Below are 22,184 nucleotides of genomic sequence, written 5' to 3' on the forward strand. Positions count from 1 at the left end.
CATCGTCCGGCGCGGCGTGGGCTCAAGGCCGGACGTCGCCGGACCGCTCTTTCAGTTCGGCAAGGACCGCGCGTATCCGTTTCGCGTTCACTCCGCGATCGAGGCGCCCAGTGCGCGAACGCGAGCGCACGTCGACGATCGCGCCGTCGTCCGAAGGAGTAACGCGGACGATGACCTCGTCCTTGAAGTCGTAGAGGAAACTGCCGGCGACGGCTTCGATCCGGCCATCCTCGGGCTCTTCCGCGACGATCTCCCAGCCTTCGTCATCGACGAGCTCGCGAGCCAGGGAAAAGGCCTGGTCGGGCGTGACCGTCAGCGCCAGGGGCGCCAGATCGGGGTAGGCCGCGCGTTGCAACTCGGCGACCTCTCCGCCCGGATAGTCGGTCGGCTTGGGCATGTCCCAGAAAACCGGCGGGTCCTCGATATCGGTGCTAACGTCATTGATCGGCGGATAGGCCCGGGTGGCGTATTCCCACTCTGCCGCCATCGCGACCACCGGCAAGGAGGCCGCGAGACCGAGAAGCCCCACCAGAAAGCCGCGCCGCTCGCCGCCGGGACGCGATCGCGCGAGGCCGATGACCGAGAGTACGAGGCCGAGCGCCGCCGTATAGGCCGCATAGGTCGAGATGTTCAGCGCGGTCGTGACCTGCCACCAGCCATACCGGTAGCCGATGCCTGATAGCGCGATCCCGGCGATCGCGCCCAGGCCGAGCGCGAAGCCGGTGAGCGCGGTTCGGGACCACGGTCTGTCGCCGCGATGTCCTGTGGTCTCATTCATGCGTCGTTCCTCTGATGGGGTTGGCCGGTGCCGGGAGAAAAGCGTGTCGGCGGCCGCTCAATAGGCCCGCAAAAGTCGAGCCGATCACGGCCAATCCGCGCGGTGGCCCTCCTCGGCCTTTTCCCCACGCTTCCGATTGATTGCGTAGCCGCTTGCCGGTCCCTTGACCGGCTGGATCAGCATCCGGTCGAGCCAGAGATCGCGACGGGTGCGAAACTGCTCGATGCCGATGGTCATGGCTTCGTGGCCATCCCTCGGCTGTGCCTTGTAGGTTCCGAGTAGTCGGTCCCACCACGGCACGTTGAAACCAAAATTGCTGTTGGTCTCGCTCGGGTGGATGGAGTGGTGGACCCGGTGCATGTCCGGCGTCACCACGAACAATCGCAGTACCCGGTCGACGGCCAGCGGGATGCGGATGTTGCTGTGATTGAACATGGCGGTGCCATTCAAGAGCACTTCGAAAATCAGCACCGCCACCGCCGGTGGCCCGAGCGCGGCGACGACCGCCAGCTTGATCCCCATCGACAGAAGGATTTCGACCGGGTGGAAGCGCAAGCCGGTGGTCACGTCGAATTCCAGATCGGCGTGATGCATCCGGTGCAACCGCCACAGGGCGGGCACGGCGTGGAACATGACGTGCTGCAAATAGATCGCCAGATCGAGCGCCAATATCGCCACGATCACCGCGATCCAGCCCGGCACCTCGAAAATGTTGAACAGGCCCCAGCCGCGCTCCTCGGCGAGAAGCGCGAGGCCGACCGCGACGATCGGAAAGGTGAGGCGGACGAGGAGCGTGTCGACGACGACGACGCCGAGATTGTTGGTCCAGCGCAGGAGGCGGGGAATTTCCCGCCGCCGCCGCGGCGCGGCAACCTCCCAGAGCGCCATGGCGAGCAGGATGCCGAGGAAGACGGATAGGCGGATGAGCGGTTCGTTTGCCAGAAGGGTCTCGGTCATGCGGCCATCCTTTGCGCGAGTGGCTTGATATATGATCCGCTTCGAATTACATTCAAACGAATCTTTGAATGATATAGTGAGGGCGTGGCGGTGATGTCAATCGGCCCGAAGCAGGCCCTCTATGCGGAGTTTGCGGTCGTGGCGAAGGCGCTCGGCTCGCCTCATCGGCTGGAGATGCTGGAGCATCTGGCGCAGGGCGAGCGAAGCGTGGAAGGGCTGGCAGCGCGGGTGAGGCTGCCGCTTGCCAATGTCTCGCATCATCTCCAGCAGATGAAGCGCGCCGGCCTGGTCGCGGCGCGGCGGGACGGCAAATTCGTGCGCTATCGTCTCGCCGACGACGCGGTGCTCGATCTGATGGCGGCGCTTTCGCGGCTGGGGACGCGAACCCTCGACGAAGTCGCACAGATCCAGCGATCGTATTTCGACGCGCGGGACACGCTCGAGCCCGTGACGCGCGAGGAGTTGGTGGCCCGCGCAAGCGACGGCCGGGTCACTGTCCTGGATGTCCGCCCGGCGGACGAGTTCGCCTCCGGCCATCTGCCGGGCGCGATCAACGTCCCTCCCGGCGAGCTGGAGGCGCGGCTTGGCGAACTCGATCCGAGCCATGAAATCGTCGCCTATTGCCGCGGTCCCTGGTGCGTCTTTTCCTTCGAGGCAGTCGCCGCGTTGCGTTCGCACGGGCTTCTAGCCCGACGCCTGGAAGACGGTTATCCCGAATGGAAAGCGGCGGGTTTGCCGATCGAGGTCGGCGCCTAAACCGCGCCGCGATCGTATAGCCGCGGCCGCGCGCACGCGCCCCCCAATGCCTCCGAATCCCCTACGGCAGAATGCGGATATCGAATAAACCGAACCACCGTTGATTTGGGTCAATAGCCGCGAGCGCCGTTTGACGTAGCATTCAAGAGGTGAAGTTATTTAAAGGAGATCATCAGATGAAACGGATTGCATTTCTGCTTCCGGTCGCCGCGTTGTTGTTGTCGTCGGCCGCGCAGGCCGCCGGAGACCTCAGTCGGGCGGACCCAACGGAAATCGTCATCGAAATGGGCACATCCGGTGACAAGATGTATTTCAAGCCGGACAACATCGAGTTGGAAACCGGCAAGGCCTACAAGATCGTGCTGAAAAACGTCGACGACGTGAAGCACGAGTTCGAGGGCCATGAATTCATCGAGAAGATTTTCACGCGTAAGGTGGAGATCACGGACCCTGCCGGAGAGTTGGTCGCCGAAATAAAGGGTCCTGTGACTGAGATCGAAGTCGGGCCGAAGCGAGAGGTCGAATGGTTCATCGTACCGGTTCAAACCGGCGAAGATATCCCGGTGGATTGTGCGCTTCCCGGGCACAAGGAAGCCGGCATGTTCGGCACGATCACCATCAAGTGACACTGTCGGCGTTCGTCTCGATCTGGGGCGACCGCCGTCCTTTCGCGTGCCGTGAAAGGCTCCTCGGTTGCGGATCGGCCGAAGGGAGCGCCGCCGTGTCCGTCAGGCGCGGCTGGCCGCAAATCTGATCTCGGTACTCGGCGTCGTCGCCCGGCTTGCTCGTTTGCGCTGCAACCGCAACGTGGTACTCGGCCGCGAGACCGGACGTTGCCGCTGCCCGCGCCGCATCGATCCTCCGGCCCCGATAATTCGTTTCGATTTCCTTGCGTCGCCGCAGCGACGCGCCTATAAGGGCGGCCGAATTCCCGGACATGTGGTTGAACATCCACGGCTTGCCTCCCGGGGCAGGCACTAAGGAGGATTGTATTCATGGCACAGCAATTATTGATGCCGAAAGCGACGGCCGTCTGGCTTGTCGACAACACTTCGCTGTCCTTCGAACAGATCGCGGATTTCTGCACGCTGCATCATTTGGAGGTCAAGGCGATCGCGGATGGCGAATCGGCGCAGGGCATCAAGGGGCTCGACCCCATTATGACCGGGCAGCTATCGCGCGACGAGATCGAGGCGGCGGAGAAGGACCCCAATCGCAAGCTGAAGCTGTCGGCGCCCAAGGTGCGTGTGCCGGAAGCCAAGCGCAAGGCGCCGCGCTATACGCCGGTCTCCAAGCGCCAGGACCGGCCGAACGCGATCCTCTGGCTGGTGCGCAGCCATCCGGAACTGAAGGATCCGCAGATTTCGCGTCTGGTCGGTACGACCAAGAACACCATCCAGCAGATTCGCGATCGGACCCATTGGAATTCCGCCAATCTCCAGCCGATGGATCCGGTAACGCTTGGTCTGTGCACGCAGATCAATCTCGACCTGGAAGTGGAAAAAGCGTCTCGCGGTATCGTGCGGCCGGAAGAACTGGCGGAGGAAGAGCGGCTTTTGTCGGCGTCGCAGACGCAGAATTGGGGCCGCGGCGAAGCCGCCGCCGAGGACGAGGAACTGGATGCGGCCGCGGTGTTCGCCAAGCTCACCTCGATGCGCAGCAGCGAGCCCGAGGACGGCGAGGAGCAGGGCTGAAGCAGTCCGTCAGACCGATCGGAAGAATGACGCGGCGTCGGAGCAATCCGGCGCCGTCGCTTTATGAAGGGACAGTGGCGGTGATCAGTCGTCCTCCGCGACGTTCACCGTATAGTTGAGACCGAGACGGCCGCCATCGGCATAGATCGTTTGCCCGGTGATATAGCTGGCGTCGTCAGACGCCAGGAAGGCGGCGATCGCCGCGATCTCCTCCGGCTGGCCGATCCGGCCCAGCGGCGTGCGTGACAGGATGCGCCGCGAGGCTTCCTTGTCCTCTGCCACAGCGCGCAGCATGTCGGTCATGATCGACCCGGGACCGATGGCGTTGACGCGAATGCCGTGCGGCGCCAGCGACAGCGCCATGACCTTGGTCAACTGATTGACGCCGCCCTTCGAGACCGAATAGCCGACCTGGTCGGCGATCGCGAAGACAGCGTTGACCGACGACATGTTGACGATCGCGCCGGGGGCGCCGCCAGCCTTGACCTTTTCGACCAAATGACGGGCAACCGCCTGGCCGCAAAGGAAGGATCCCTTCAGATTGATGTTCAGCACGCGGTCGAACGCCTCTTCGTCGAGGTCGAGGAAGTCCGCCTTGTGGACGATACCGGCATTGTTGACGAGGATATCGACGTCGCCGAACTGGTCGAGCGCTGCGGCGAGGAGGTTGTGGACATGCAGCCGGTCGGCGACGTTGCAGACGATCGACCGGACCTCGCCGAGTTCGCCGAGTTCGGCCGCGGCGGCGGTGCCGGCCTTTTCGTCGACGTCGGCGATGACGACTTTGGCGCCGTCCTCGAGAAAGCGACGCGAAATCGCGTAGCCGATTCCCTTGGCGCCGCCGGTGACAATCGCAACCTTGCCGTTCAGGGCCATGGCGCTTCTCCTTTTGCTGCGTCGGTCGCGAGCCGTGCGAAACGACGCGATTGAACGCGCCTCCATAGCAGATGCGAAAGGAAAGGGCAGGGCGGGGGTTTTTCCTCGATGCCGGCCGTTCAGCCGTTGCCCTTGAAGCCGGGATACAGCGTCATGCCGCCGTCGAGGAAAATGGTCTGTCCAGTCAGGTAATCGGCCGCGTCGCAGACCATCCAGGCAACGGTGCGGCCGACGTCGACCGCCTCGCCGATCCGGCCATAGGGAATGAGCTTGAGCATCGCGTCGCGGTGGTTCTCGCGCTCATCGGCGTTGATGGCCGTTGCGATGGCGCCGGGCGCGATCGAGTTCACCCGGATCTTCTCGGCCGCGACCTCCTGGGCGATCGAGCGCATGAGCATGTCGACGCCGCCTTTGGAAGCGGCGTAATTGACGTGAAAGGCCCAAGGGATCAACTGGTGAACGGAGGAGTCGAAGACGAGCTTGCCGAGCGCCGGGCTGACGTCTTCGCGCAGTCCCTTCTGGCGGAACCGCCGCACCGCTTCCCGCCCGACCAGGAAAGCGCCGGTCAGATTAACTCCGATCACCATGTTCCAGTCGTCGAGACTCATCTCGGTCAGGGGAGCGTCCTTTTGCACGCCGGCGTTGGACACGACGATGTCGATCGGCCCGAGCTCGGTTTCTGCTTTGTCGAACATGGCGATGACATCGGCCTCGTTGGAGACGTCCGCCGCGATCTTGATGGCGCGTCGCCCTAGCGCCCGGATGTCGGCGACGACGGTGTCGGCCTCCCGGTCAGAGCCGTGAAAATTGATGACCACGTCGGCACCTGCTCGCGCCAGTTCCCGCGCGGTGGCCTCGCCGATACCCGACGAGGAGCCCGTGACGATCGCAGTCTGTCCGGCAAGACTGTGCAGGTCAAAAGACGCCATCTGGATCCTCCAGCATCTGGAACTCGAAATGGTTCGGATCTTGTCTGTCACCGTTCAACGCGCGATCGAGCCAAATGGCTGCAGAGATCAGCGAAAGATGTGTCAGGCCTTGCGGGAAGTTGCCCAGATGGTCGCCTGCCGACGACAACTCCTCCGAATAGAGCCCGAGATGGTTCGCGTAGGTGTGGAGCTTTTCGAACAGCAGCCGTGCCTCGGCGACGTATCCGGTCCGCGCCAATGCCTCGACGTACCAGAACGAGCAGATGGTGAAGGCGCCTTCTTCCCCATCGAGGCCGTCGTGGTTCTCTTCGGTGTTGATGTAACGCTTGACCAGGCAGTCGTGAACGAGATGGCGTTTGACCGCCTTCAGGGTCGACGTCCACATCGGGTCGCGCGGGTTGATGAACTTGACCAGCGGCATGAGCAGTACGACGGCGTCGAGCCCCTTGCTGCCTTTGAACTGGGTAAAGGCGCCGATGTCCGGATCCCAGAATTCCTCGAGAATCGACTGCTGTATCAGGTCGCGCTGGCCGCGCCAGCGAGCTGTGTCGGCGGGCATCGACTGGTCGTTGGCGATACGAATGCCACGATCGAGCGCCACCCAGCACATCAGTCGCGATGACAGATACTCCCGCGGTTTGCCCCGGCTTTCCCAGATGCCCTTGTCGGGCAGGTGCCAATTGTCGCAGAGCCAGTCGAGAATGCCGGACAGCTTCTTCCAGACGGAATAGGCGGGCTTTCCGCGGGCCTTGGATGCGATATAGACCGCGTCCATGAACTCGCCGTAGATATCCATCTGGCGCTGGCTGTAGGCTTCGTTGCCGATCCGTACGGGCTGAGAACCGAAATACCCTTCGAGATGATCGAGATTGGATTCCGGCAGCTGCTCCGACCCGTCCATGCCGTACATGATCTGCAGGCCCGATTCGCCGGTTTCCACGGCCCGAACCATGAGGAAATGGACGAATGCCTCGGCTTCGTCGTAATAGCCGAGGCGTGACAGGCTGTAGAGGGTGAAGGCGGCATCGCGCACCCAGGTGAAGCGATAGTCCCAATTTCGCTCGCCGCCGATCACCTCGGGCAGGCCGAATGTCCCGGCGGCGGCGATCGAGCCGTATTCGGATGAGGTCAGAAGCTTGAGCGTCAGCGCCGATCGCACAACGAGATCACGCCAATAGGTCGGATAGGTGCCGCTCTCGACCCATTCGTGCCAGTAATCGCGGGTTCGGGAGGAGACCTTGGCGACGTAGCCGTCATCGACCGTCGGCTGATCCTTACGGCCGGGACAGAAGACCACGTGACAGGTCTCGTCCTCGGCCAATTGAATGGTTCCGTGAACGTTCTCGCCGTCGATCTCGAGGGGGATTCTCGTATAGAAATAGACAATGTCATTCGACCCCTCCCACCCAACGGTGAAGCCGCCTTCGATCGGCTGGATGACAGGCGCGCGCCGGCCGTAGTCGGGCCGTGGCGCGATCGTCAGCTCGAAGGTGACTGCACCCATGATCGCCTTGGCGCGGCGCACGATGCGGCCGGAGCCGTCGACCGGCATGAAATCACAGACCTCGCCGATGCCGTCATTGTCCAGAAACCGCGTGATCAAAATGTTGGTGTCCGGCAGATACATCTGCCGATGCTTGCGCTCGTCGGTGCCTCCGCCCGCCGCGAGCCGGAAGAAACCACCGTTCTTCGGGTCCAGGAGGCCGGCGAACAGCGTCGGCGAGTCGATGTTCGGATGGCAGAAAAAGTCGATGGTTCCGTCCATGGCGACCAGCGCCAGCGTCCGCATGTCTCCAATCACCCCGTGATCGGCGATGCGGTTGGGAAGCTCGGGCGCGTGCTTTGATGACATCTCTGACTCGTTCGTTTGGGGCTTGTTCGTGGCGGGACATTCTCCACCGCAAAGTGACGTCAATTTCGCGAGCCGCCACCCAAGGAGCGGCTGTGCACGGCAGATGCGGGATTGAATGCCGCCACGCCCCCCGGTACAAGCCGTGCTGGCCTCTTTTGCTATATATCGAAGGAGGCGCAGCTTTTCTTACCGACAAGGGTGGAAAATCGTGATCAGCGCGATCGAACGGGGCGTCAGACGCGCTCTGGAAAAGGGCAACGCGGCCGATCCGGATTTCCGCGTCAAGGTTTATGAGGCGGCCGAGCGCGCGATGATTCGCGTGGTGACCGACAAGAATCAGGACGAGGCGGAGGCGAATCGCCAGCGCGACGATTTGATGGCGGCGATCGAGGCGATCGAAGCCGACTATCCTCCGGCGGCCTATCGAGACTCGCAAGGCGGGGAGGCAATCCCGGCCGATGTCGCGGTTGCCACATCCGGTGGTGGCCGATCTCCCTTTGTCGCCGAGTCGCCCCCCGGCGGGCTCGACGCACCGGTGCGGCAGGCGACTGCGGCCGGCGCCGCGCGGCTGGCGGGGGAACGCGGGATCGACACCGTGCCGATTTTAAGCGACCCGGAGCAAGATCGGATCGCGCGGGCCGACGACGCCTGGTCGCCGGGTGGTCGTCGCGCCCCGCCGGCGCGATGGGCGCACCGGCGTCTCGCCATTTCGGTGATCGCCCTCGTGATTTTACTGCTCGTTGCCGTGGCCACTTGGTTCGCACTGTCCCGCACGTCATCAGACCCGACGGCTGTCGGGTCGGAGCAGGAAACCACCGGACGGCGTGTCCGTGTCGGATCTTCTGACGGAGTCGCGGCCGGGGCCTCTCAAGAAAACTGGATTGAGGTTTTTGCCGGCGGTCAAATCGACCGCGTGTCGGCCGAAACCGGTGGCCGGGTAAAAGCGATCGACGGCGCCGGCGGACGCGCCGCCGTCCAGATCGAGGGGCCGGCTGATACGGAGGAGGCCGAAATCGCGCTGCTGATTGGACCCGGTATCGTTGCGCGACTGGCCGGCCAGAAGGCGCGCGGCGAACTGACCGTCGGCTCGCCGGACGATACGCCTCGCGAGTTCACCATCCGGTGCCTGTTCGCCGGCAAAACTGTTTGTGGCCGGCAGCGCTTTTCGACGACAATCGGGGAGGAAACCTTCGTGTTCGACATGGATGTGCCGGCAGGTGTCGACGGACCGGCGCAGCTTGCGATCGGTCCGGGCGTCGGCGGAAACGCGCGCGACCTCAATGTTTACGGGTTTCGCCTTCGGCCGGTCGAATGAGGGATCGGCGCAGCCGCCCCGGCGCGGCGACGCAATCCGCCACCTCGTCATGAAAATCTGATGGGACCGACGTAGGCTCGCTCCATGCTGTTTCCCTTGCGATTCGCAAATTTCCCGGCAAAGGCAGACCGATGGCTTTGACCGGACGACCGGAAGATGAACTGAGCACCGACGCCACTGGCGTAAGCAGAACCAGCCATACCAAACGCACGAGCCTTGCTGCAGCCGTGGCGCTTGGTGCTCTCGCCTGGTGGGTTCCCGAGGCCGCGGTCGGCGCGCTGTTCGTGTTCGTTCTGCTCATGCTTGTCATGCATTGGCCTCGTGGACGTGGAGCGGCCCGCGGGCGAGCCCCCGCCGCGGATGGAGGGCAGTCGATTTGGCCGGCGCGGGGCATGAAGGCAGTGGTCGAGGCGCTTCAGGAGCCAGGCTTTATCGTCGACCGTGCGATGCTGCTGCGCTACCGGAACCCGGCCTCGCTGATCGCCTTCGGCAACATGGCGCTCGGGGACCCGATTTCGCTTCGCTTCCGCTCGCCGGAATTGCTGGGCACTATCGAGGGCGCCATCGCAAGCCTTCAGCCGGCCTATGCCATGCTTGAGGAGCGGCGGCCCGAGCGAACCTGGCAAGCCGAGATCGTGGCGATTCCGCCGCATCAGGGCGAGCGGCCGCATTTCTTCCTGATTCTGTTCCGCGACCGGACGGCGGAATTGCGGATCGAGCGCATGCGGACGGATTTCGTCGCCAATGCGAGCCATGAGCTGCGCACACCGCTGGCGTCGCTGACCGGCTTCATCGAGACGCTGCAGGGACCCGCCCGCAACGACGCCGCCGCGCGCGAGCGCTTTCTGCAGATCATGCGCGAGCAGGCCACGCGGATGTCGCGGCTGATCGACGATCTGTTGTCACTTTCCCGGATTGAGATGAAGCGGCATGTGCCCATCGCGGCGACCGCCGACCTGGCGGCGGTCTTGAACAAGGTCCGATCGCACTTAACCCCGCTCGCCGCGGAACTTGGTATGACGATCGATTTTTCCGTTCCCGAGGGCGCCTTCGTCGTTGCCGGCGACGAGGACGAACTGATCCAGGTGTTCTCGAACCTCGTCGAGAACGCCTGCAAATACGGTGAGAGTGGCAAGCGCGTTGAAATGGAGTTGTCCCTAACCAGCGAACGGGGAGAACCGGTGATCGACGCTTCGGTTCGCGATTTCGGTCCCGGCATTCCCGCCGAGCACGTACCGCGGCTCACCGAGCGTTTCTACCGGGTGGATGTGGGCAACTCGCGCGCCAAGCACGGCACCGGTCTGGGCCTGTCGATTGTCCGCAATATCCTCCTGCGCCATCGCAGTCGGCTTGTGATCGTCTCGCGTATCGGTGAGGGGTCGGTCTTCACGGCGCGCTTTCCCGATCCGCGGCGAACGTCAGTGCAATCTTAAAATACAATAATAATCAATGCGTTATGGTGTCATAAAACTGAGTTCAAGGTGTCATATAGAGTTCGTGCGACGTCGATAGAGGTGACGGCGAACCGTAGCCGCCAAGCAGGGTGGCAATTCAACGCTCGGTTCTCAACGAAACTCCTCAAGGAGATCTTCCCGTGAACAACAGACTCATCGCCGGCCTTGCGCTCGGCACCGCAATCGCTTTGACCGGCCAGGCTGGCGCGCAGAGCCGTGATCAGATCCAAATCGTGGGCTCTTCGACTGTTTTTCCCTACACCCAGGCTGTCGCGGAACAGTTCGCGAACCAGTCGGAGTTTTCCTCACCGGTTGTCGAATCCACCGGTACCGGCGGCGGCATGAAAATCTTCTGCGAAGGTGTTGGCGCCCAGACCCCGGACATCACTGGCGCGTCGCGTGCCATGAAGCCGTCCGAGTGGGAGTTGTGCCAGAAGAACGGCGTGACCGACATCACCGAGGTGTTGCTCGGCTATGACGCGCTTTCGCTCGCGTCGTCGCAGAACGGCCCGGATCTGTCCGTCACCAAAGAGCAGCTCTACAAGGCGCTTGCCGCCGAAGTGCCCGTCGACGGCGAGATCAAGGCCAATCCGTACAAGAGCTGGAACGAGATCGATGCTTCGCTGCCCGCCGAGCCGATCCTGGTTTACGGCCCGCCGCCGACGTCCGGCACCCGCGACGCCTGGGTCGAACTCGTCATGGAAGAAGGCTGCGGCGAGCTTGCCGAAGTCGAAGCTCTCGAAGACGACCGCAAGGCCGAAGTCTGCCAGCGCATGCGCACCGACGGCGCGTTTGTCGAAGCCGGCGAGAACGACAACCTCATCGTCCAGCGTCTGGAGTCCGATTCGAGCGCCTTCGGCATCTTCGGCTATTCCTTCCTGTACGAAAATCAGGACAAGCTGAAGGGGGCGGAGATCGGTGGCGTCACGCCGTCGGAGACGACCGTTGAATCGGGCGAGTATCCGGTATCCCGTCCGCTGTTCGTCTACATCAAGAATGCACACCGTCAGGCGATTCCCGGCCTCAACGAGTTCGTCGCGGAATATGTCAGCGAAAACGCGATGGGACAGGATGGCTATCTGCTGGACCGCGGCCTCGTCCCGCTGAAGGACGAAAAGCTGAAAGAGATCCAGGACAAGACTGTGAACGGCGGCTCGATGGAAGCTCCTCAGGGCTGACATCCGGCGTTTCCTAGCCTACGCCTTCAAGCAATCCCGTCGGCCTATCCGGGTCGGCGGGACCCCAACGGAGCCTGGCCGTGCCGCTGAGCATCATCTTCGCCATTCCGGTGCTGTTGAGCATCGCCGGCTTCATTCTTGCCAGCCGCAAGGCACGCCGTTCGGGCGCGGCGAGCGAAGCGCGGCTCCACTCGCTTCCGAAATATCACGGATATCTGGCGGTGCTGCTGGTGTTGGTGCCAAGTCTCGCGCTGATCGTCGCCTGGCTGTTGCTCGAGCCGGCCATCCTGAACGCCTATATTCGCACGCTGCTGCCGTCGTCAGTGACGGACGGACTGAGCCCATCACGGCTCAGCCTCATCGTCGGCGAGGTCCGGCAGGCCGCTGTGGGTATTACCTTCGGCGAGCCCAGTGCGGCGGTTTTGGCCGCCGCGGAGCGCTTCAAAAGCGCTGCCACCCTGTCGCGGTGGATTTTGGCGGGGCTCCTCCTGCTTATCGGTGCCGGCGCCATTGCCTGGGTGCTGGCGCGGGTCCGGGTGCGGTTCCAGGCGCGCAACAACGCCGAGCGGATCCTGAAATGGCTGCTGATTGGTTGCGCCACCGTGTCGATTCTGGCGACTGCGGGAATTTTCTTCTCACTGGTATTCGAGGGATTCCGGTTCTTCGCGGTGGTCTCGCCGATCGAATTCTTCTTCGGAACGAAATGGGATCCGCAGATCGCCATTCGTGCCGATCAGGTCGGCAGCACTGGTGCATTCGGCGCCGTGCCGATCTTCGTCGGAACCTTCGTCATCGCGACGACCGCGATGATCGTCGCGCTGCCCGTCGGGCTGTTCGCGGCGATCTACATGTCCGAATTCGCGCCGAGGGCGGTTCGCGGCCTGGTCAAGCCACTCATCGAGGTCCTGGCTGGGATCCCGACCATCGTCTACGGCTTCTTCGCGGTCCTGGTTGTGTCTCCGGCGATCCGAGGAGCCGGCGAGGTAGTCGGCGTCTCCGTCTCGCCGACGGCGGCGATCGTGCCCGGCCTGGTGATGGGCGTGATGCTGATACCGTTCATCTCCTCGCTCTCCGACGATGCGCTGAATTCGGTGCCGCAGTCGCTGCGGGATGGTTCGTTCGGCCTCGGCGCGAACAAGGCCGAAACCGTCATGCGCGTCGTGCTACCGGCGGCCCTTCCGGGCATCGTCGGCGGTGTTCTCCTGGCCTCGAGCCGGGCGATCGGCGAGACGATGATCGTGGTGATGGCTGCGGGGCTCACCGCCAATCTGACCGCCAACCCCTTGGAAGGCGTCACGACGGTCACAGTCCAGATCGTCTCGCTGCTCACTGGCGACACGGAATTCGACAGCCCCAAGACACTCGCCGCGTTCGGTCTCGGTCTGACGCTGTTTATCGCGACGCTCGGCCTGAATCTCATCGCGCTGCAGGTCGTCAAGCACTTCCGGGAACAATATGACTGAGATCGTGTCTTCCGGCGGCGAGACCTCCCGCACGCAGCAATTGGTTCGGTCGAGCCTGAAACGGCGCAAGGCCGCGCAGACGCGTCTCAAGCTGTACGGGATCGTGGCGATCCTGTTCGCCCTCACAATGCTCGCGATCCTGGTCGGGTCGGTCGTCAGCTCGTCCATGGGCGCCTGGACGCAGACCCAAGTCCGCATCGAAATACCGCCCTTTTCCAGCGTCGAGGAGGCGGCGGCAAAAAGCCCCCGCTCGGCTGCCAACGATGCCATTTTGTCGTTCTTTCCCGCGACCGAGGGTCGCAAGGAGCGCCGCGAGATCACCTCGATCCTCAGCGACGGCGCGCAATACGACGTCAGGGATGCGATCGCTGCAGCTGGCGCTGCCGTTACCGAGGGGCTCGATGTGTGGGTTCCGGTATCCGACCCCTATGAGCAGCTCTATGAGGGCGTGATCGATCCCACCGTCGACGCCAGTCGGCGTCCGCTCAGCGACCGGCAGATCGAGGTTTATCAGGCGCTCGATGAGGCCGGGCGCATCCGCTCGACATTCGACTGGGGTCTGTTCACCAACGCGGACAGCCGCTTTCCGGAGCTGGCCGGCCTCAAGGGCGCAATCATCGGCTCGTTCTTCCTGCTGCTCGTCTGCCTGGTCGTGGCCGTGCCGCTCGGCGTCGGAGCCGCAGTCTATCTGGAGGAACATGCCAAGAAAAACCGGCTGACGGATTTCATCGAGATCAACATCAACAATCTTGCCGCGGTGCCGTCCATCGTCTTCGGCCTCCTGGGCCTTGCGCTGTTCCTGGGCTTTTTCGGATTGCCCCGTTCCGCGCCGCTCGTCGGCGGGCTCGTGCTGGCGCTGATGACGCTTCCGACCATCATCATCACGACGCGCAGCGCGCTCAAGGGCGTGCCGCCGTCGATCCGTGAAGCGGCGAGGGGCGTTGGCGCCTCCGAGATGCAGGTCATCGGCCACCACGTTCTTCCCGTGGCGTTGCCCGGCATCCTGACTGGAACGATCATCGGTCTGGCCCAGGCACTCGGCGAAACCGCACCCTTGCTGCTGATCGGCATGAACGCGTTCATCACGTCGGCGCCATCCAGCATAGTGGACGCGTCCACCGCGCTCCCGACCCAGATCTTCATCTGGTTCGACAGTCCCGAGCGCGGATTCGTCGCGCGCACCAGTGCCGCGATCGTCGTGCTCTTGATGTTCCTAACCGTGATGAATCTTACCGCGGTTCTTCTGCGCCGCCGTTTCGAGAGGCGCTGGTGATCTTGCGACAGGAATCCGCCATGGTGGACGATATGCAAACGACGTCAGCGAAGGGAGCTGCGGTGCGACCCAACCATCCGATCAAGATGCGGGGCGAAAAGGTCTCGGTCTATTACGGCCAGAAACAGGCCCTGTTCGACGTCGATCTCGACATCGAGGAGCGTCAGGTCACCGCCCTGATCGGCCCGTCCGGCTGTGGGAAATCGACCTTCCTGCGCTGTCTCAACCGGATGAACGATCCGATCGACATCGCCAGGGTCGAAGGCCATATCACGCTCGACGGCCGGGATATCTACGATCCCGACATCGACGTGGTGGAGCTACGCGCCAGGGTCGGCATGGTCTTCCAGAAGCCCAATCCATTTCCCAAGTCGATCTTCGACAACGTCTCCTACGGACCGCGTATCCACGGCCTGGCGACGTCGAAGACGGAGATGGAAGAGATCGTGGTGACCAGCCTTCGCAAGGCTGGCCTGTTCGAGGAGGTCAAGGACCGTCTCGATGAACCGGGGACCGGCTTGTCTGGCGGTCAGCAGCAGCGCCTGTGCATCGCTCGCGCCATCGCCGTCTCGCCCGAGGTGATCCTGATGGACGAGCCGTGTTCGGCCCTCGATCCGATCGCGACCGCCAAGATCGAGGAACTGATCGACGAATTGAAGCAGAACTACACGATCGTGATCGTTACCCACTCGATGCAGCAGGCGGCGCGGGTGTCGCAGCGCACGGCGATGTTCCATCTGGGCCGCGTCGTCGAGGTCGGGGCGACGGAGAAAATGTTCTCCAACCCCGACGACAAGCGCACCCAAGACTACATCACCGGGCGCTTCGGCTGAACGAAAACTATGAGGAAAGCGGCAGATGACCGAGCATACCGTCACGTCCTACGAGGACGAACTCAAATTCATCGTGCGCCGGATTTCGGAGATGGGCGGCCAGGCCGAGCGGATGGTCGAGCAGTCGGTCGCGGCCTTGATGCGCAGCGACTGGGATCTGGCGCAGTCGGTCGTCGCCGATGACGTGTTGCTCGACGCGGCCCAGCGCGACCTCGACGAGCGGGCGATCCGCACCATCGCCAAGCGCCAGCCGATGGCCGTCGACCTGCGCGAGATTGTTGGCGCCATCCGCATTTCCAACGATCTGGAGCGGATCGGCGATCTGGCCAAGAATATCGCCAAGCGTGTGATCGCCGTGCACGACCATTCCCAGCCGGTGCAACTCGTGCGCGGCATCGAGCATTTGTCGGAACTGGCGCTGGTGCAGCTGAAGGAAGTGCTCGACGCCTATGGCGAGCACGATCACCTTCGGGCGATGGCGGTTCGCGACAATGACGAGCAGATCGACGCGATGTACACCTCGATCTTTCGTGAGCTGCTGACCTACATGATGGAAGATCCGCGCAACATCACCGCCTGCACGCATCTGCTGTTCAGCGCGAAAAACATCGAGCGCATCGGCGACCACGCGACCAACATCGCCGAGACGATCTATTATATCCAGACCGGCGAACAGATGGAGGCGGAGCGGCCGAAAGGCGACAGCACTCCGTCCTTGGTGCAGCAGGGGTCCAACCTGCCGCCCGCCGGCCCCGAAGGGTAAACGGACATGGCCACACGCATCGCCGTGGTGGAGGACGAGGACGCGCTCGGCGTCCTGCTTCGCTACAATCTCGAAGCCGAAGGTTACCAGGTCGACGTCATTACCCGGGGCGACGAGGCGGACCTGCGCCTCAAGGAAGAATTACCCGACCTCCTGATCCTGGATTGGATGCTGCCGGGTTTGTCCGGCGTCGAACTTTGCCGCAGACTTCGTCAGCGCGGCGAGAGCGAGAAACTTCCGATCATCATGCTGACCGCCCGCGGCGAGGAAAGCGAACGCGTGCGCGGCCTGTCGGTCGGCGCCGACGATTACGTGGTCAAGCCGTTCTCGACGCCGGAACTGATCGCACGGGTTCGGGCAATGCTGCGGCGGGCAAAGCCCGAGAAAATCTCCAAGCTTTTGACCGCCGGTGATATCGACCTCGATCGGGAGAACCACCGGGTTCGCCGGGCCGGCCGCGAGATCAAGCTCGGCCCGACCGAGTTCAAGCTGATGGAGTTCTTCATGCAGTCCCCAGGGCGGGTGTTCTCCCGCGAGCAACTGCTCGATGGCGTCTGGGGCAGGGACATCTATGTGGATGAGCGCACCGTCGACGTCCATGTCGGACGCCTGCGCAAGGCAATCAAACGCGGCCGCGAGCGAGACCCGATCCGGACTGTTCGCGGTGCCGGCTACGCCCTCGACGAGCAATTCTCCGCCACCGCCAAACCGTCGGCGACAAGCGCGATGGAGAGCGCGGGGTCGTAGAGGAACGAGCATCCGCGGCCGTTCAAGACGAAGAGACCTCCGAATACCAAGAGACCGCCGAATGGCGGTCTCGATTTCCCGGAAAGTGAAAGTTCGGAAGGACGCGCGCTTGTCAGCGCGCCCGTCGCCGTTCGGATGCCGGCTGGAAGGCCAATGACGCGTGGTATTCGCAATAGGGCGAAGACTCGTTCGAGCCGTTGCCGCAAAAGTGGAAACCCGGCTTCAGCGGATCGCCCACTGGCCATTTGCAGGTGCTCTCGGTCAGTTGCACGAGGCTGAGCTTACGCGCGATCGGGACCACTTCGCCAGATTGACGTTGGGGTTCGGCGATCACTTCCGTCTCCTCCTCGGGATCCATCTTCAAAGCCGTCGCACCGTGGGTGCGGGGCATCGAGCGCGCCGAAACCGATTGCGCCGGCATAAAACGTGCCGGCTGCACCATTTCGATGGTCTCGACTTCCTTCAAGTGGGGCGACGCTTGCCGTTCCGCAACCGGAGCCGCGACATTGGGAGACTTCGCGCGCGATTCCAGCTTCAGCCGATGGACCTTTCCGATCACCGCATTGCGGCTGACACCGCCCAGCTTCTCGGCAATCTGGCTGGCACTGAGGCCCTCCGTCCAAAGCTGCTTCAGCAACTCCACGCGTTCGTCGGTCCAGCCCATGACAAGCTCCTTACAGCAAAAATATGCGGCGGGCGGAATCCTTCACCCCGCACAAACGGTGTGCGAGGTGACGCACTACATTTATTGAGGAACTAGGTCCGCCGCACGAAATCTAGTATCTTGAATTCAATTTAGCCCATCGCTGGACTCTGTGACAAGAGTCCAGCGTGTCACAGGCGAATCGATTTGTCGTTTTCCCCAGACTTGTGGGTTAATGGGGCGTTAACGCAGACCGTGAATTTTGCGCGGAACGCGAGGCACGCCGAATTCGCACTCCATCGCGGCCCGGTTCCAGTCACCCCTATCGGCCGCTGCCGCGTAGGTCGATTGCAGGAACCGCAGCAGCGTCGCTTCCGGATCGGCGCTTGTCCGGACCGATTCATACGGCAGCAGAAACTCTCCGAGCTTCGCGTCGAAGCGCGCGGCGACCGGCTCCACCGCACGGTCCGCGAAGCCATTCGGCACGGGGTAGGCGTAGGAATAGAACATCGCCTCGTCGATGCCGCCGCCCCCCGGCCAGAACCCTGCCGAAGAGACCTCGTGGCTGTAGGCCTCGCGCGTCACCATATCCGGTAAGTTTGGAAAACCGCCGGGATGCAAAGGGGCGGGGCGACCGGAAAAACGTGTCACGGCAAGATCGAGCGCGCCCCAGAAGAGATGCACCGGGCTGACCTTGCCGACAAAGCCTGTGCGAAAACGTCCGAACACACGATCGATATGGATAAGGGCTTGGTGGAAGCGGCGCACCGCGTCGCGGTCGTAAGGCCGCTCCTCGGTGTCGGAGGCGAATGGAACCTCGTCCGGCAATTCGTTAGGGCGGCCATGAATGGAAGGCTCACCGCCCACGGACGTGACCAATCGCTTGGTGCGGTCGAAGAAGGCGGCGACGCTCATCGGCTGTAGCGGAAAGCTTTCACGCGAACCGCTTGCGGCTTCGGCCACAAGAGCATGGTCGCAAAAGTCGAAGCTGAGCGTGACCACGCCGCCGGGATCCGGGATCGGACCGGTCGTCAACCCGCGTGGGGTGACATAGAGGGTGGCGTGCCAGGAATGATTGACCCAGGGGGTATGGGCGAGCCGGTATTTGCCGACAATCTGCGACCAGAGATGAAGGGCCTTGCAGGTTTCCCGCCAGGCCGGGAAAGGCAAGACGGGCCAATCGGAATTCATTCAATCGACCTCTTTTCGCCAAAGCCCTCGCGGCGAAGGCGGTTGCCCACGGGGCAAACGATCGCTTCCGATAGTATCCTTCTGCGGGTTTCATTGACACCCGCCCGACCCGCTGTGGTATAGCTAGGCATCCGATGCATTCGGAGCGACCCGCAAAGCCTGCCCTCTCGGCAGGCTTTGACGTTTCCAGAACCTGATCCAAGACGATCCCACCCGGGAGCCGAACCGGATCATCAGCGAAGTCGATCGCCATGGCTGACAGCAAGGACCATCAATCGCCTCTCTTCGAGACCTACGCGCGCGCCGATCTCGCCTTCGAGCGCGGTGAAGGCGTCTGGCTGGAGACGCGCGATGGCCGACGGTACATGGATTTTGGCGGCGGTATCGCGGTCAATTCCCTCGGTCATGCCCATCCGCATCTCGTCGCCGCGCTCAAGGACCAGGCGGAGAAGCTCTGGCATGTGTCTAATCTTTATGAGATTCCCGGCCAGCGGCGCCTCGCCGAACGATTGACCGCCGCGACCTTTGCCGATCGCGCCTTTTTCACCAATTCGGGTGCCGAGGCGCTGGAATGCGCGATCAAGACGGCGCGGCGTTATCACTTTGTCAGCGGCGCGCCCGAACGTTTCCGGATTCTGACCTTCGAGGGCGCGTTCCACGGGCGGACCCTCGCGACGATAGCCGCCGGCGGCCAGAAGAAATATCTCGAAGGCTTCGGCCCGAAGGTCGAGGGCTTCGATCAACTGCCGTTCGGCGACCACGAAGCGCTGAAACAGGCCGCTGCCGCGCCGGACGTCGCCGCGATCCTGATCGAGCCAATCCAGGGGGAGGGCGGCATCCGCAAGGTCCCGCCCCAGTGTCTCCGGGGGTTGCGCGGGCTTTGCGACAAGCATGGCATCCTGCTGATCTATGACGAGGTGCAGACCGGGATCGGGCGAACCGGCACGCTCTACGCCTACGAGCATTCGGGCGCCGCGCCGGATATCCTGGCCTCGGCCAAGGGTCTCGGCGGCGGCTTTCCCATGGGCGTATGCCTGGCGACGGCGGAAGCGGCCATCGGCATGACGCCGGGAACCCATGGCACGACCTATGGCGGCAATCCTCTGGCCATGGCCGTGGGCAACGCGGTTCTCGACATCGTGCTGGCGGACGGTTTCCTTGAGCATGTCCGCGACACCGCACTGTTGTTCAAGCAGTCGCTGGCATCGCTGGCCGACCGCTATCCCGACGTCGTCGAGGAGATCCGCGGCGAAGGTCTGCTACTCGGCCTCAAGGCCAAGGTTCCCAATACCGAACTGGTGGCGGGCATGCGGGAGCAGGGGCTCTTGGCGGTTCCGGCCGGAGACAATGTCGTACGTCTGCTGCCGCCGCTGATCCTGACGGCGGACGAAGTCCGGGAAGGAATGGCCCGCATTGAAACGGCCGTTGCTTCCCTGTCGCTGGGCAACCGGCGCAAGAGTGCATGAGGCCGGAGCGATGATGAACGGACATCCCAAGCATTTTCTCGATATCGCGGCGGTCGAAAGCGGCGAGCTTCGCGCCATCATGAGCGATGCGGCGGAGCGCAAGGCGCTCGGCCGCAACGGCCCGAAACCGCTTGCCGGCAAGGTGCTGGCGATGATCTTCGACAAGCCCTCGACGCGCACCCGCGTGTCGTTCGATGTCGCCATGCGCCAGCTCGGCGGCGAGACGCTGTTTTTGTCGGGCGCGGAAATGCAGCTTGGCCGTGAGGAGACGATCGCTGATACGGCGCGGGTGCTTTCGCGCTATGTCGACGCAATCATGATCCGCACGACCGCGCACGCGCGGCTGATGGAACTCGCCGAGTTCGCCACCGTGCCGGTGATCAACGGACTGACCGACGACACGCATCCCTGCCAGATCATGGCCGATCTTCTGACCTTCGAGGAAAAGCGCGGGCCGGTTCGCGGCAAGACCTTCGCCTGGACCGGCGACGGCAACAACGTCTTGTCCTCCTTCGTCGAGGCGTCGGCCCGGTTCGATTTCGCCTTGCGGGTCGCGACACCCGCCGGATCGGGACCCGACATGCACTTCGTCGAAAGGGCTCGCAATGCGGGGGCCTCGATCCTAACTACCGACGACCCGGTGGAAGCGGTGACCGGCGCCGATTGCGTCGTCACCGATACCTGGGTGTCCATGGGCCGCGAGGACCAAGCCCGCGGCCACAATGTCTTCATGCCCTATCAGGTGAACGAGCGCCTGATGGCGCATGCCAAGCCCGAGGCGCTTTTCATGCATTGTCTCCCGGCCCATCGCGGCGAGGAAGTGACCGACGCCGTCATCGACGGACCGCAGTCGGTGGTCTTCGACGAAGCGGAAAACCGGCTTCACGCGCAAAAATCGATCCTGGCCTGGTGTTTCGGCGAAGTCGTCGCGGACCCATCGCAGCAGGGCATGGCGGGTAAGAAGCATGGCTGAGGCAGAACGCGCGCTCGGCGAGTTTGGCTATGCCGGCGACGACGCCGTAGTCCCCTTCAACGTCGAGGCGCTCGAAGCGCGCGGCCGGGCGGTCCAACTCGGCCCCATGCTGGATCAGATCCTCGGGCGTCACGATTATCCCGAGCCGGTGTCGCGCCTGCTCGCCGAGATGATCGCGCTGACGGTGTTGCTCGGCACGTCGCTGAAATTCGACGGCAAGTTCATCGCCCAGACTCAGACGGACGGGCCGGTGGACCTTCTCGTCGTCGATTTCGCCACGCCCTCGAGCGTCAGAGCCTATGCCCGCTTCGACGACGCCAAGCTCGACGCGGCCATCAGCGCCGGCACGACGCATTCCGAGGCGCTTTTGGGCAAGGGCGTCATGGCGCTCACCGTCGACCAGGGCGCCTATATGCAGCGCTACCAGGGCATTGTCGAACTGAACGGCACATCGATGGAAGAAGTGGCCGAGGCCTATTTCCGCCAGTCGGAGCAGATTCCGACGGCGGTGAAGCTGGCGGTCGCCAAGATCGCCCGGCGCGGCGAGAACGGGTTCGTCGAGGGTTGGCGAGCCGGCGGCCTCATCGCGCAGTTCCTGCCCGAGGCGCCGGAGCGCATGCGTCTGCCCGATCTGCCGGGCGGAGACGCGCCGGAAGGGGCCGACGATCCCGAGGGGAGCTTCGAGCCGGACGACGCCTGGGTCGAGGTGCGCGCGTTGGTCGACACGATCGATGCGTCCGAGCTTGCCGACCCCGATGTCGGTGTCGAGCGGCTGCTATTCCGACTCTTTCACGAGCGCGGAGTGCGGGTGTTCCCTGCCAAACCCGTCGCCGACGACTGTTCCTGCACGCGCGAGCGAATCCGCGACGTCCTGTCGAACTTCTCCCAGGAGGAGATCGGCGAGAGCGTCGAGGACGGCAAGATCGCAGTCACCTGCGAGTTCTGCGGCGAGGGCTACGAGTTCGACCCGGCCGAATTTGAGGCGGACGCGACGTCGGGCGACGCGCCGGCGTCAGAATAGGCGGATCAGACCGCGCTCATGC

Annotated in this window: 21 protein-coding genes; 14 read left to right on the forward strand and 7 right to left on the reverse strand. The window is 63.4% G+C overall.

What is annotated here, in order from left to right; all coding sequences use genetic code 11:
* Positions 1–22: 22 nt before the first annotated feature.
* Together VQ044_RS02155 and VQ044_RS02160 are read right to left on the reverse strand one after the other, a co-directional pair.
* Positions 23–778, reverse strand: a complete 756-nt coding sequence (locus tag VQ044_RS02155; RefSeq protein WP_327645875.1) for a DUF1499 domain-containing protein — start codon at positions 776–778, stop codon at positions 23–25.
* Between the two features lie 84 nt (positions 779–862).
* Positions 863–1,735 carry a sterol desaturase family protein gene (locus tag VQ044_RS02160; RefSeq protein ID WP_327645876.1) on the reverse strand — a complete coding sequence of 291 codons (873 nt, stop codon included), beginning with the start codon at positions 1,733–1,735 and terminating at the stop codon, positions 863–865.
* Positions 1,736–1,828: 93 nt separating this feature from the next.
* Here VQ044_RS02160 and VQ044_RS02165 point away from each other — a divergent pair, with 93 nt between their 5' ends.
* The 3 genes from VQ044_RS02165 to VQ044_RS02175 all read left to right on the forward strand — a co-directional run bounded on the left by VQ044_RS02165 (position 1,829) and on the right by VQ044_RS02175 (position 4,185).
* Entirely contained in the window at positions 1,829–2,491 is a 663-nt protein-coding gene (locus VQ044_RS02165; protein ID WP_327645877.1) for an ArsR/SmtB family transcription factor, read from the forward strand.
* A 176-nt stretch (positions 2,492–2,667) separates the two neighbouring features.
* Positions 2,668–3,117, forward strand: coding sequence for a cupredoxin domain-containing protein (locus tag VQ044_RS02170; protein WP_327645878.1), 450 nt, complete (start codon positions 2,668–2,670; stop codon positions 3,115–3,117).
* 369 nt (positions 3,118–3,486) lie between these two features.
* Entirely contained in the window at positions 3,487–4,185 is a 699-nt protein-coding gene (locus tag VQ044_RS02175; RefSeq protein WP_327645880.1) for a DUF1013 domain-containing protein, read from the forward strand.
* A gap of 84 nt (positions 4,186–4,269) precedes the next feature.
* Here the strand turns inward: VQ044_RS02175 and VQ044_RS02180 are convergent, their stop codons facing one another.
* From VQ044_RS02180 to VQ044_RS02190, 3 genes are all read right to left on the reverse strand, one after another.
* Positions 4,270–5,061 (reverse strand): SDR family NAD(P)-dependent oxidoreductase, encoded by a 792-nt coding sequence (locus tag VQ044_RS02180; protein WP_327625172.1) that lies wholly within the window; start codon positions 5,059–5,061, stop codon positions 4,270–4,272.
* A 119-nt stretch (positions 5,062–5,180) separates the two neighbouring features.
* The gene (locus tag VQ044_RS02185) at positions 5,181–5,990 is read right to left on the reverse strand and encodes an SDR family oxidoreductase (RefSeq protein WP_327645882.1); all 810 of its coding nucleotides are present in this window, start codon (positions 5,988–5,990) and stop codon (positions 5,181–5,183) included.
* Positions 5,977–7,842, reverse strand: coding sequence for a glycoside hydrolase family 15 protein (locus tag VQ044_RS02190; RefSeq protein WP_327645884.1), 1,866 nt, complete (start codon positions 7,840–7,842; stop codon positions 5,977–5,979). The genes VQ044_RS02185 and VQ044_RS02190 overlap by 14 nt, the downstream gene beginning before the upstream one ends.
* Before the next feature lie 208 nt (positions 7,843–8,050).
* Here VQ044_RS02190 and VQ044_RS02195 point away from each other — a divergent pair, with 208 nt between their 5' ends.
* The 8 genes from VQ044_RS02195 (at position 8,051) to phoB (ending at position 16,868) form a co-directional block, all read left to right on the forward strand.
* On the forward strand, positions 8,051–9,157 hold the full coding sequence (locus VQ044_RS02195; protein WP_327645885.1) for a hypothetical protein: 1,107 nt from the start codon (positions 8,051–8,053) through the stop codon (positions 9,155–9,157).
* 392 nt (positions 9,158–9,549) lie between these two features.
* Positions 9,550–10,590: an ATP-binding protein gene (locus tag VQ044_RS02200; protein ID WP_327625168.1), complete on the forward strand. Its 1,041-nt coding sequence runs from the start codon at positions 9,550–9,552 to the stop codon at positions 10,588–10,590.
* A gap of 161 nt (positions 10,591–10,751) precedes the next feature.
* Positions 10,752–11,789, forward strand: a complete 1,038-nt coding sequence (locus VQ044_RS02205; protein ID WP_327625167.1) for a substrate-binding domain-containing protein — start codon at positions 10,752–10,754, stop codon at positions 11,787–11,789.
* An 80-nt stretch (positions 11,790–11,869) separates the two neighbouring features.
* Positions 11,870–13,252: a phosphate ABC transporter permease subunit PstC gene (pstC, locus tag VQ044_RS02210; RefSeq protein ID WP_327625166.1), complete on the forward strand. Its 1,383-nt coding sequence runs from the start codon at positions 11,870–11,872 to the stop codon at positions 13,250–13,252.
* The gene (pstA, locus tag VQ044_RS02215; protein WP_327625165.1) at positions 13,245–14,525 is read left to right on the forward strand and encodes a phosphate ABC transporter permease PstA; all 1,281 of its coding nucleotides are present in this window, start codon (positions 13,245–13,247) and stop codon (positions 14,523–14,525) included. The genes pstC and pstA overlap by 8 nt, the downstream gene beginning before the upstream one ends.
* A 32-nt stretch (positions 14,526–14,557) precedes the next feature.
* Positions 14,558–15,358 carry a phosphate ABC transporter ATP-binding protein PstB gene (gene pstB / locus VQ044_RS02220; protein WP_327625204.1) on the forward strand — a complete coding sequence of 267 codons (801 nt, stop codon included), beginning with the start codon at positions 14,558–14,560 and terminating at the stop codon, positions 15,356–15,358.
* A 25-nt stretch (positions 15,359–15,383) separates the two neighbouring features.
* Positions 15,384–16,121: a phosphate signaling complex protein PhoU gene (phoU, locus tag VQ044_RS02225; protein WP_327625164.1), complete on the forward strand. Its 738-nt coding sequence runs from the start codon at positions 15,384–15,386 to the stop codon at positions 16,119–16,121.
* Between the two features lie 6 nt (positions 16,122–16,127).
* A complete protein-coding gene (gene phoB / locus VQ044_RS02230) occupies positions 16,128–16,868 on the forward strand; it encodes a phosphate regulon transcriptional regulator PhoB (protein WP_327625163.1) in 741 nt (246 codons plus the stop codon).
* A 112-nt stretch (positions 16,869–16,980) separates the two neighbouring features.
* Here the strand turns inward: phoB and VQ044_RS02235 are convergent, their stop codons facing one another.
* Both VQ044_RS02235 and VQ044_RS02240 read right to left on the reverse strand, forming a co-directional pair.
* Complete coding sequence (locus VQ044_RS02235) at positions 16,981–17,532, reverse strand: GcrA family cell cycle regulator (protein WP_327625162.1); 552 nt, start codon at positions 17,530–17,532, stop codon at positions 16,981–16,983.
* Between the two features lie 222 nt (positions 17,533–17,754).
* Positions 17,755–18,702 (reverse strand): DUF5996 family protein, encoded by a 948-nt coding sequence (locus VQ044_RS02240; protein ID WP_327645887.1) that lies wholly within the window; start codon positions 18,700–18,702, stop codon positions 17,755–17,757.
* Positions 18,703–18,953: 251 nt separating this feature from the next.
* Between VQ044_RS02240 and VQ044_RS02245 the strand changes: the two genes are divergently transcribed.
* The 3 genes from VQ044_RS02245 to VQ044_RS02255 are packed head-to-tail and all read left to right on the forward strand — an operon-like array spanning position 18,954 to position 22,162.
* Positions 18,954–20,168 (forward strand): aspartate aminotransferase family protein, encoded by a 1,215-nt coding sequence (locus VQ044_RS02245; protein ID WP_327625160.1) that lies wholly within the window; start codon positions 18,954–18,956, stop codon positions 20,166–20,168.
* A gap of 10 nt (positions 20,169–20,178) precedes the next feature.
* Positions 20,179–21,141, forward strand: coding sequence for an ornithine carbamoyltransferase (gene argF, locus VQ044_RS02250; protein ID WP_327625159.1), 963 nt, complete (start codon positions 20,179–20,181; stop codon positions 21,139–21,141).
* On the forward strand, positions 21,134–22,162 hold the full coding sequence (locus tag VQ044_RS02255) for an Hsp33 family molecular chaperone (protein WP_327625158.1): 1,029 nt from the start codon (positions 21,134–21,136) through the stop codon (positions 22,160–22,162). The genes argF and VQ044_RS02255 overlap by 8 nt, the downstream gene beginning before the upstream one ends.
* Positions 22,163–22,184: the final 22 nt, after the last annotated feature.

The organism is Aurantimonas sp. C2-5-R2, from assembly GCF_036549495.1.
Lineage (GTDB): Bacteria > Pseudomonadota > Alphaproteobacteria > Rhizobiales > Rhizobiaceae > Aurantimonas > Aurantimonas coralicida_A.

What these genes read in the sequence shown, in the direction of transcription:
- VQ044_RS02155 (WP_327645875.1), bottom strand. Translation starts at nt 778, where the DNA reads ATGAATGAGACCACAGGACATCGCGGCGACAGACCGTGGTCCCGAACC.
- VQ044_RS02160 (WP_327645876.1), bottom strand. Translation starts at nt 1,735, where the DNA reads ATGACCGAGACCCTTCTGGCAAACGAACCGCTCATCCGCCTATCCGTC.
- VQ044_RS02165 (WP_327645877.1), top strand. Translation starts at nt 1,829, where the DNA reads ATGTCAATCGGCCCGAAGCAGGCCCTCTATGCGGAGTTTGCGGTCGTG.
- VQ044_RS02170 (WP_327645878.1), top strand. Translation starts at nt 2,668, where the DNA reads ATGAAACGGATTGCATTTCTGCTTCCGGTCGCCGCGTTGTTGTTGTCG.
- VQ044_RS02175 (WP_327645880.1), top strand. Translation starts at nt 3,487, where the DNA reads ATGGCACAGCAATTATTGATGCCGAAAGCGACGGCCGTCTGGCTTGTC.
- VQ044_RS02180 (WP_327625172.1), bottom strand. Translation starts at nt 5,061, where the DNA reads ATGGCCCTGAACGGCAAGGTTGCGATTGTCACCGGCGGCGCCAAGGGA.
- VQ044_RS02185 (WP_327645882.1), bottom strand. Translation starts at nt 5,990, where the DNA reads ATGGCGTCTTTTGACCTGCACAGTCTTGCCGGACAGACTGCGATCGTC.
- VQ044_RS02190 (WP_327645884.1), bottom strand. Translation starts at nt 7,842, where the DNA reads ATGTCATCAAAGCACGCGCCCGAGCTTCCCAACCGCATCGCCGATCAC.
- VQ044_RS02200 (WP_327625168.1), top strand. Translation starts at nt 9,550, where the DNA reads ATGAAGGCAGTGGTCGAGGCGCTTCAGGAGCCAGGCTTTATCGTCGAC.
- pstA (WP_327625165.1), top strand. Translation starts at nt 13,245, where the DNA reads ATGACTGAGATCGTGTCTTCCGGCGGCGAGACCTCCCGCACGCAGCAA.
- pstB (WP_327625204.1), top strand. Translation starts at nt 14,558, where the DNA reads ATGCAAACGACGTCAGCGAAGGGAGCTGCGGTGCGACCCAACCATCCG.
- phoU (WP_327625164.1), top strand. Translation starts at nt 15,384, where the DNA reads ATGACCGAGCATACCGTCACGTCCTACGAGGACGAACTCAAATTCATC.
- phoB (WP_327625163.1), top strand. Translation starts at nt 16,128, where the DNA reads ATGGCCACACGCATCGCCGTGGTGGAGGACGAGGACGCGCTCGGCGTC.
- VQ044_RS02235 (WP_327625162.1), bottom strand. Translation starts at nt 17,532, where the DNA reads ATGGGCTGGACCGACGAACGCGTGGAGTTGCTGAAGCAGCTTTGGACG.
- VQ044_RS02240 (WP_327645887.1), bottom strand. Translation starts at nt 18,702, where the DNA reads ATGAATTCCGATTGGCCCGTCTTGCCTTTCCCGGCCTGGCGGGAAACC.
- VQ044_RS02245 (WP_327625160.1), top strand. Translation starts at nt 18,954, where the DNA reads ATGGCTGACAGCAAGGACCATCAATCGCCTCTCTTCGAGACCTACGCG.
- argF (WP_327625159.1), top strand. Translation starts at nt 20,179, where the DNA reads ATGATGAACGGACATCCCAAGCATTTTCTCGATATCGCGGCGGTCGAA.
- VQ044_RS02255 (WP_327625158.1), top strand. Translation starts at nt 21,134, where the DNA reads ATGGCTGAGGCAGAACGCGCGCTCGGCGAGTTTGGCTATGCCGGCGAC.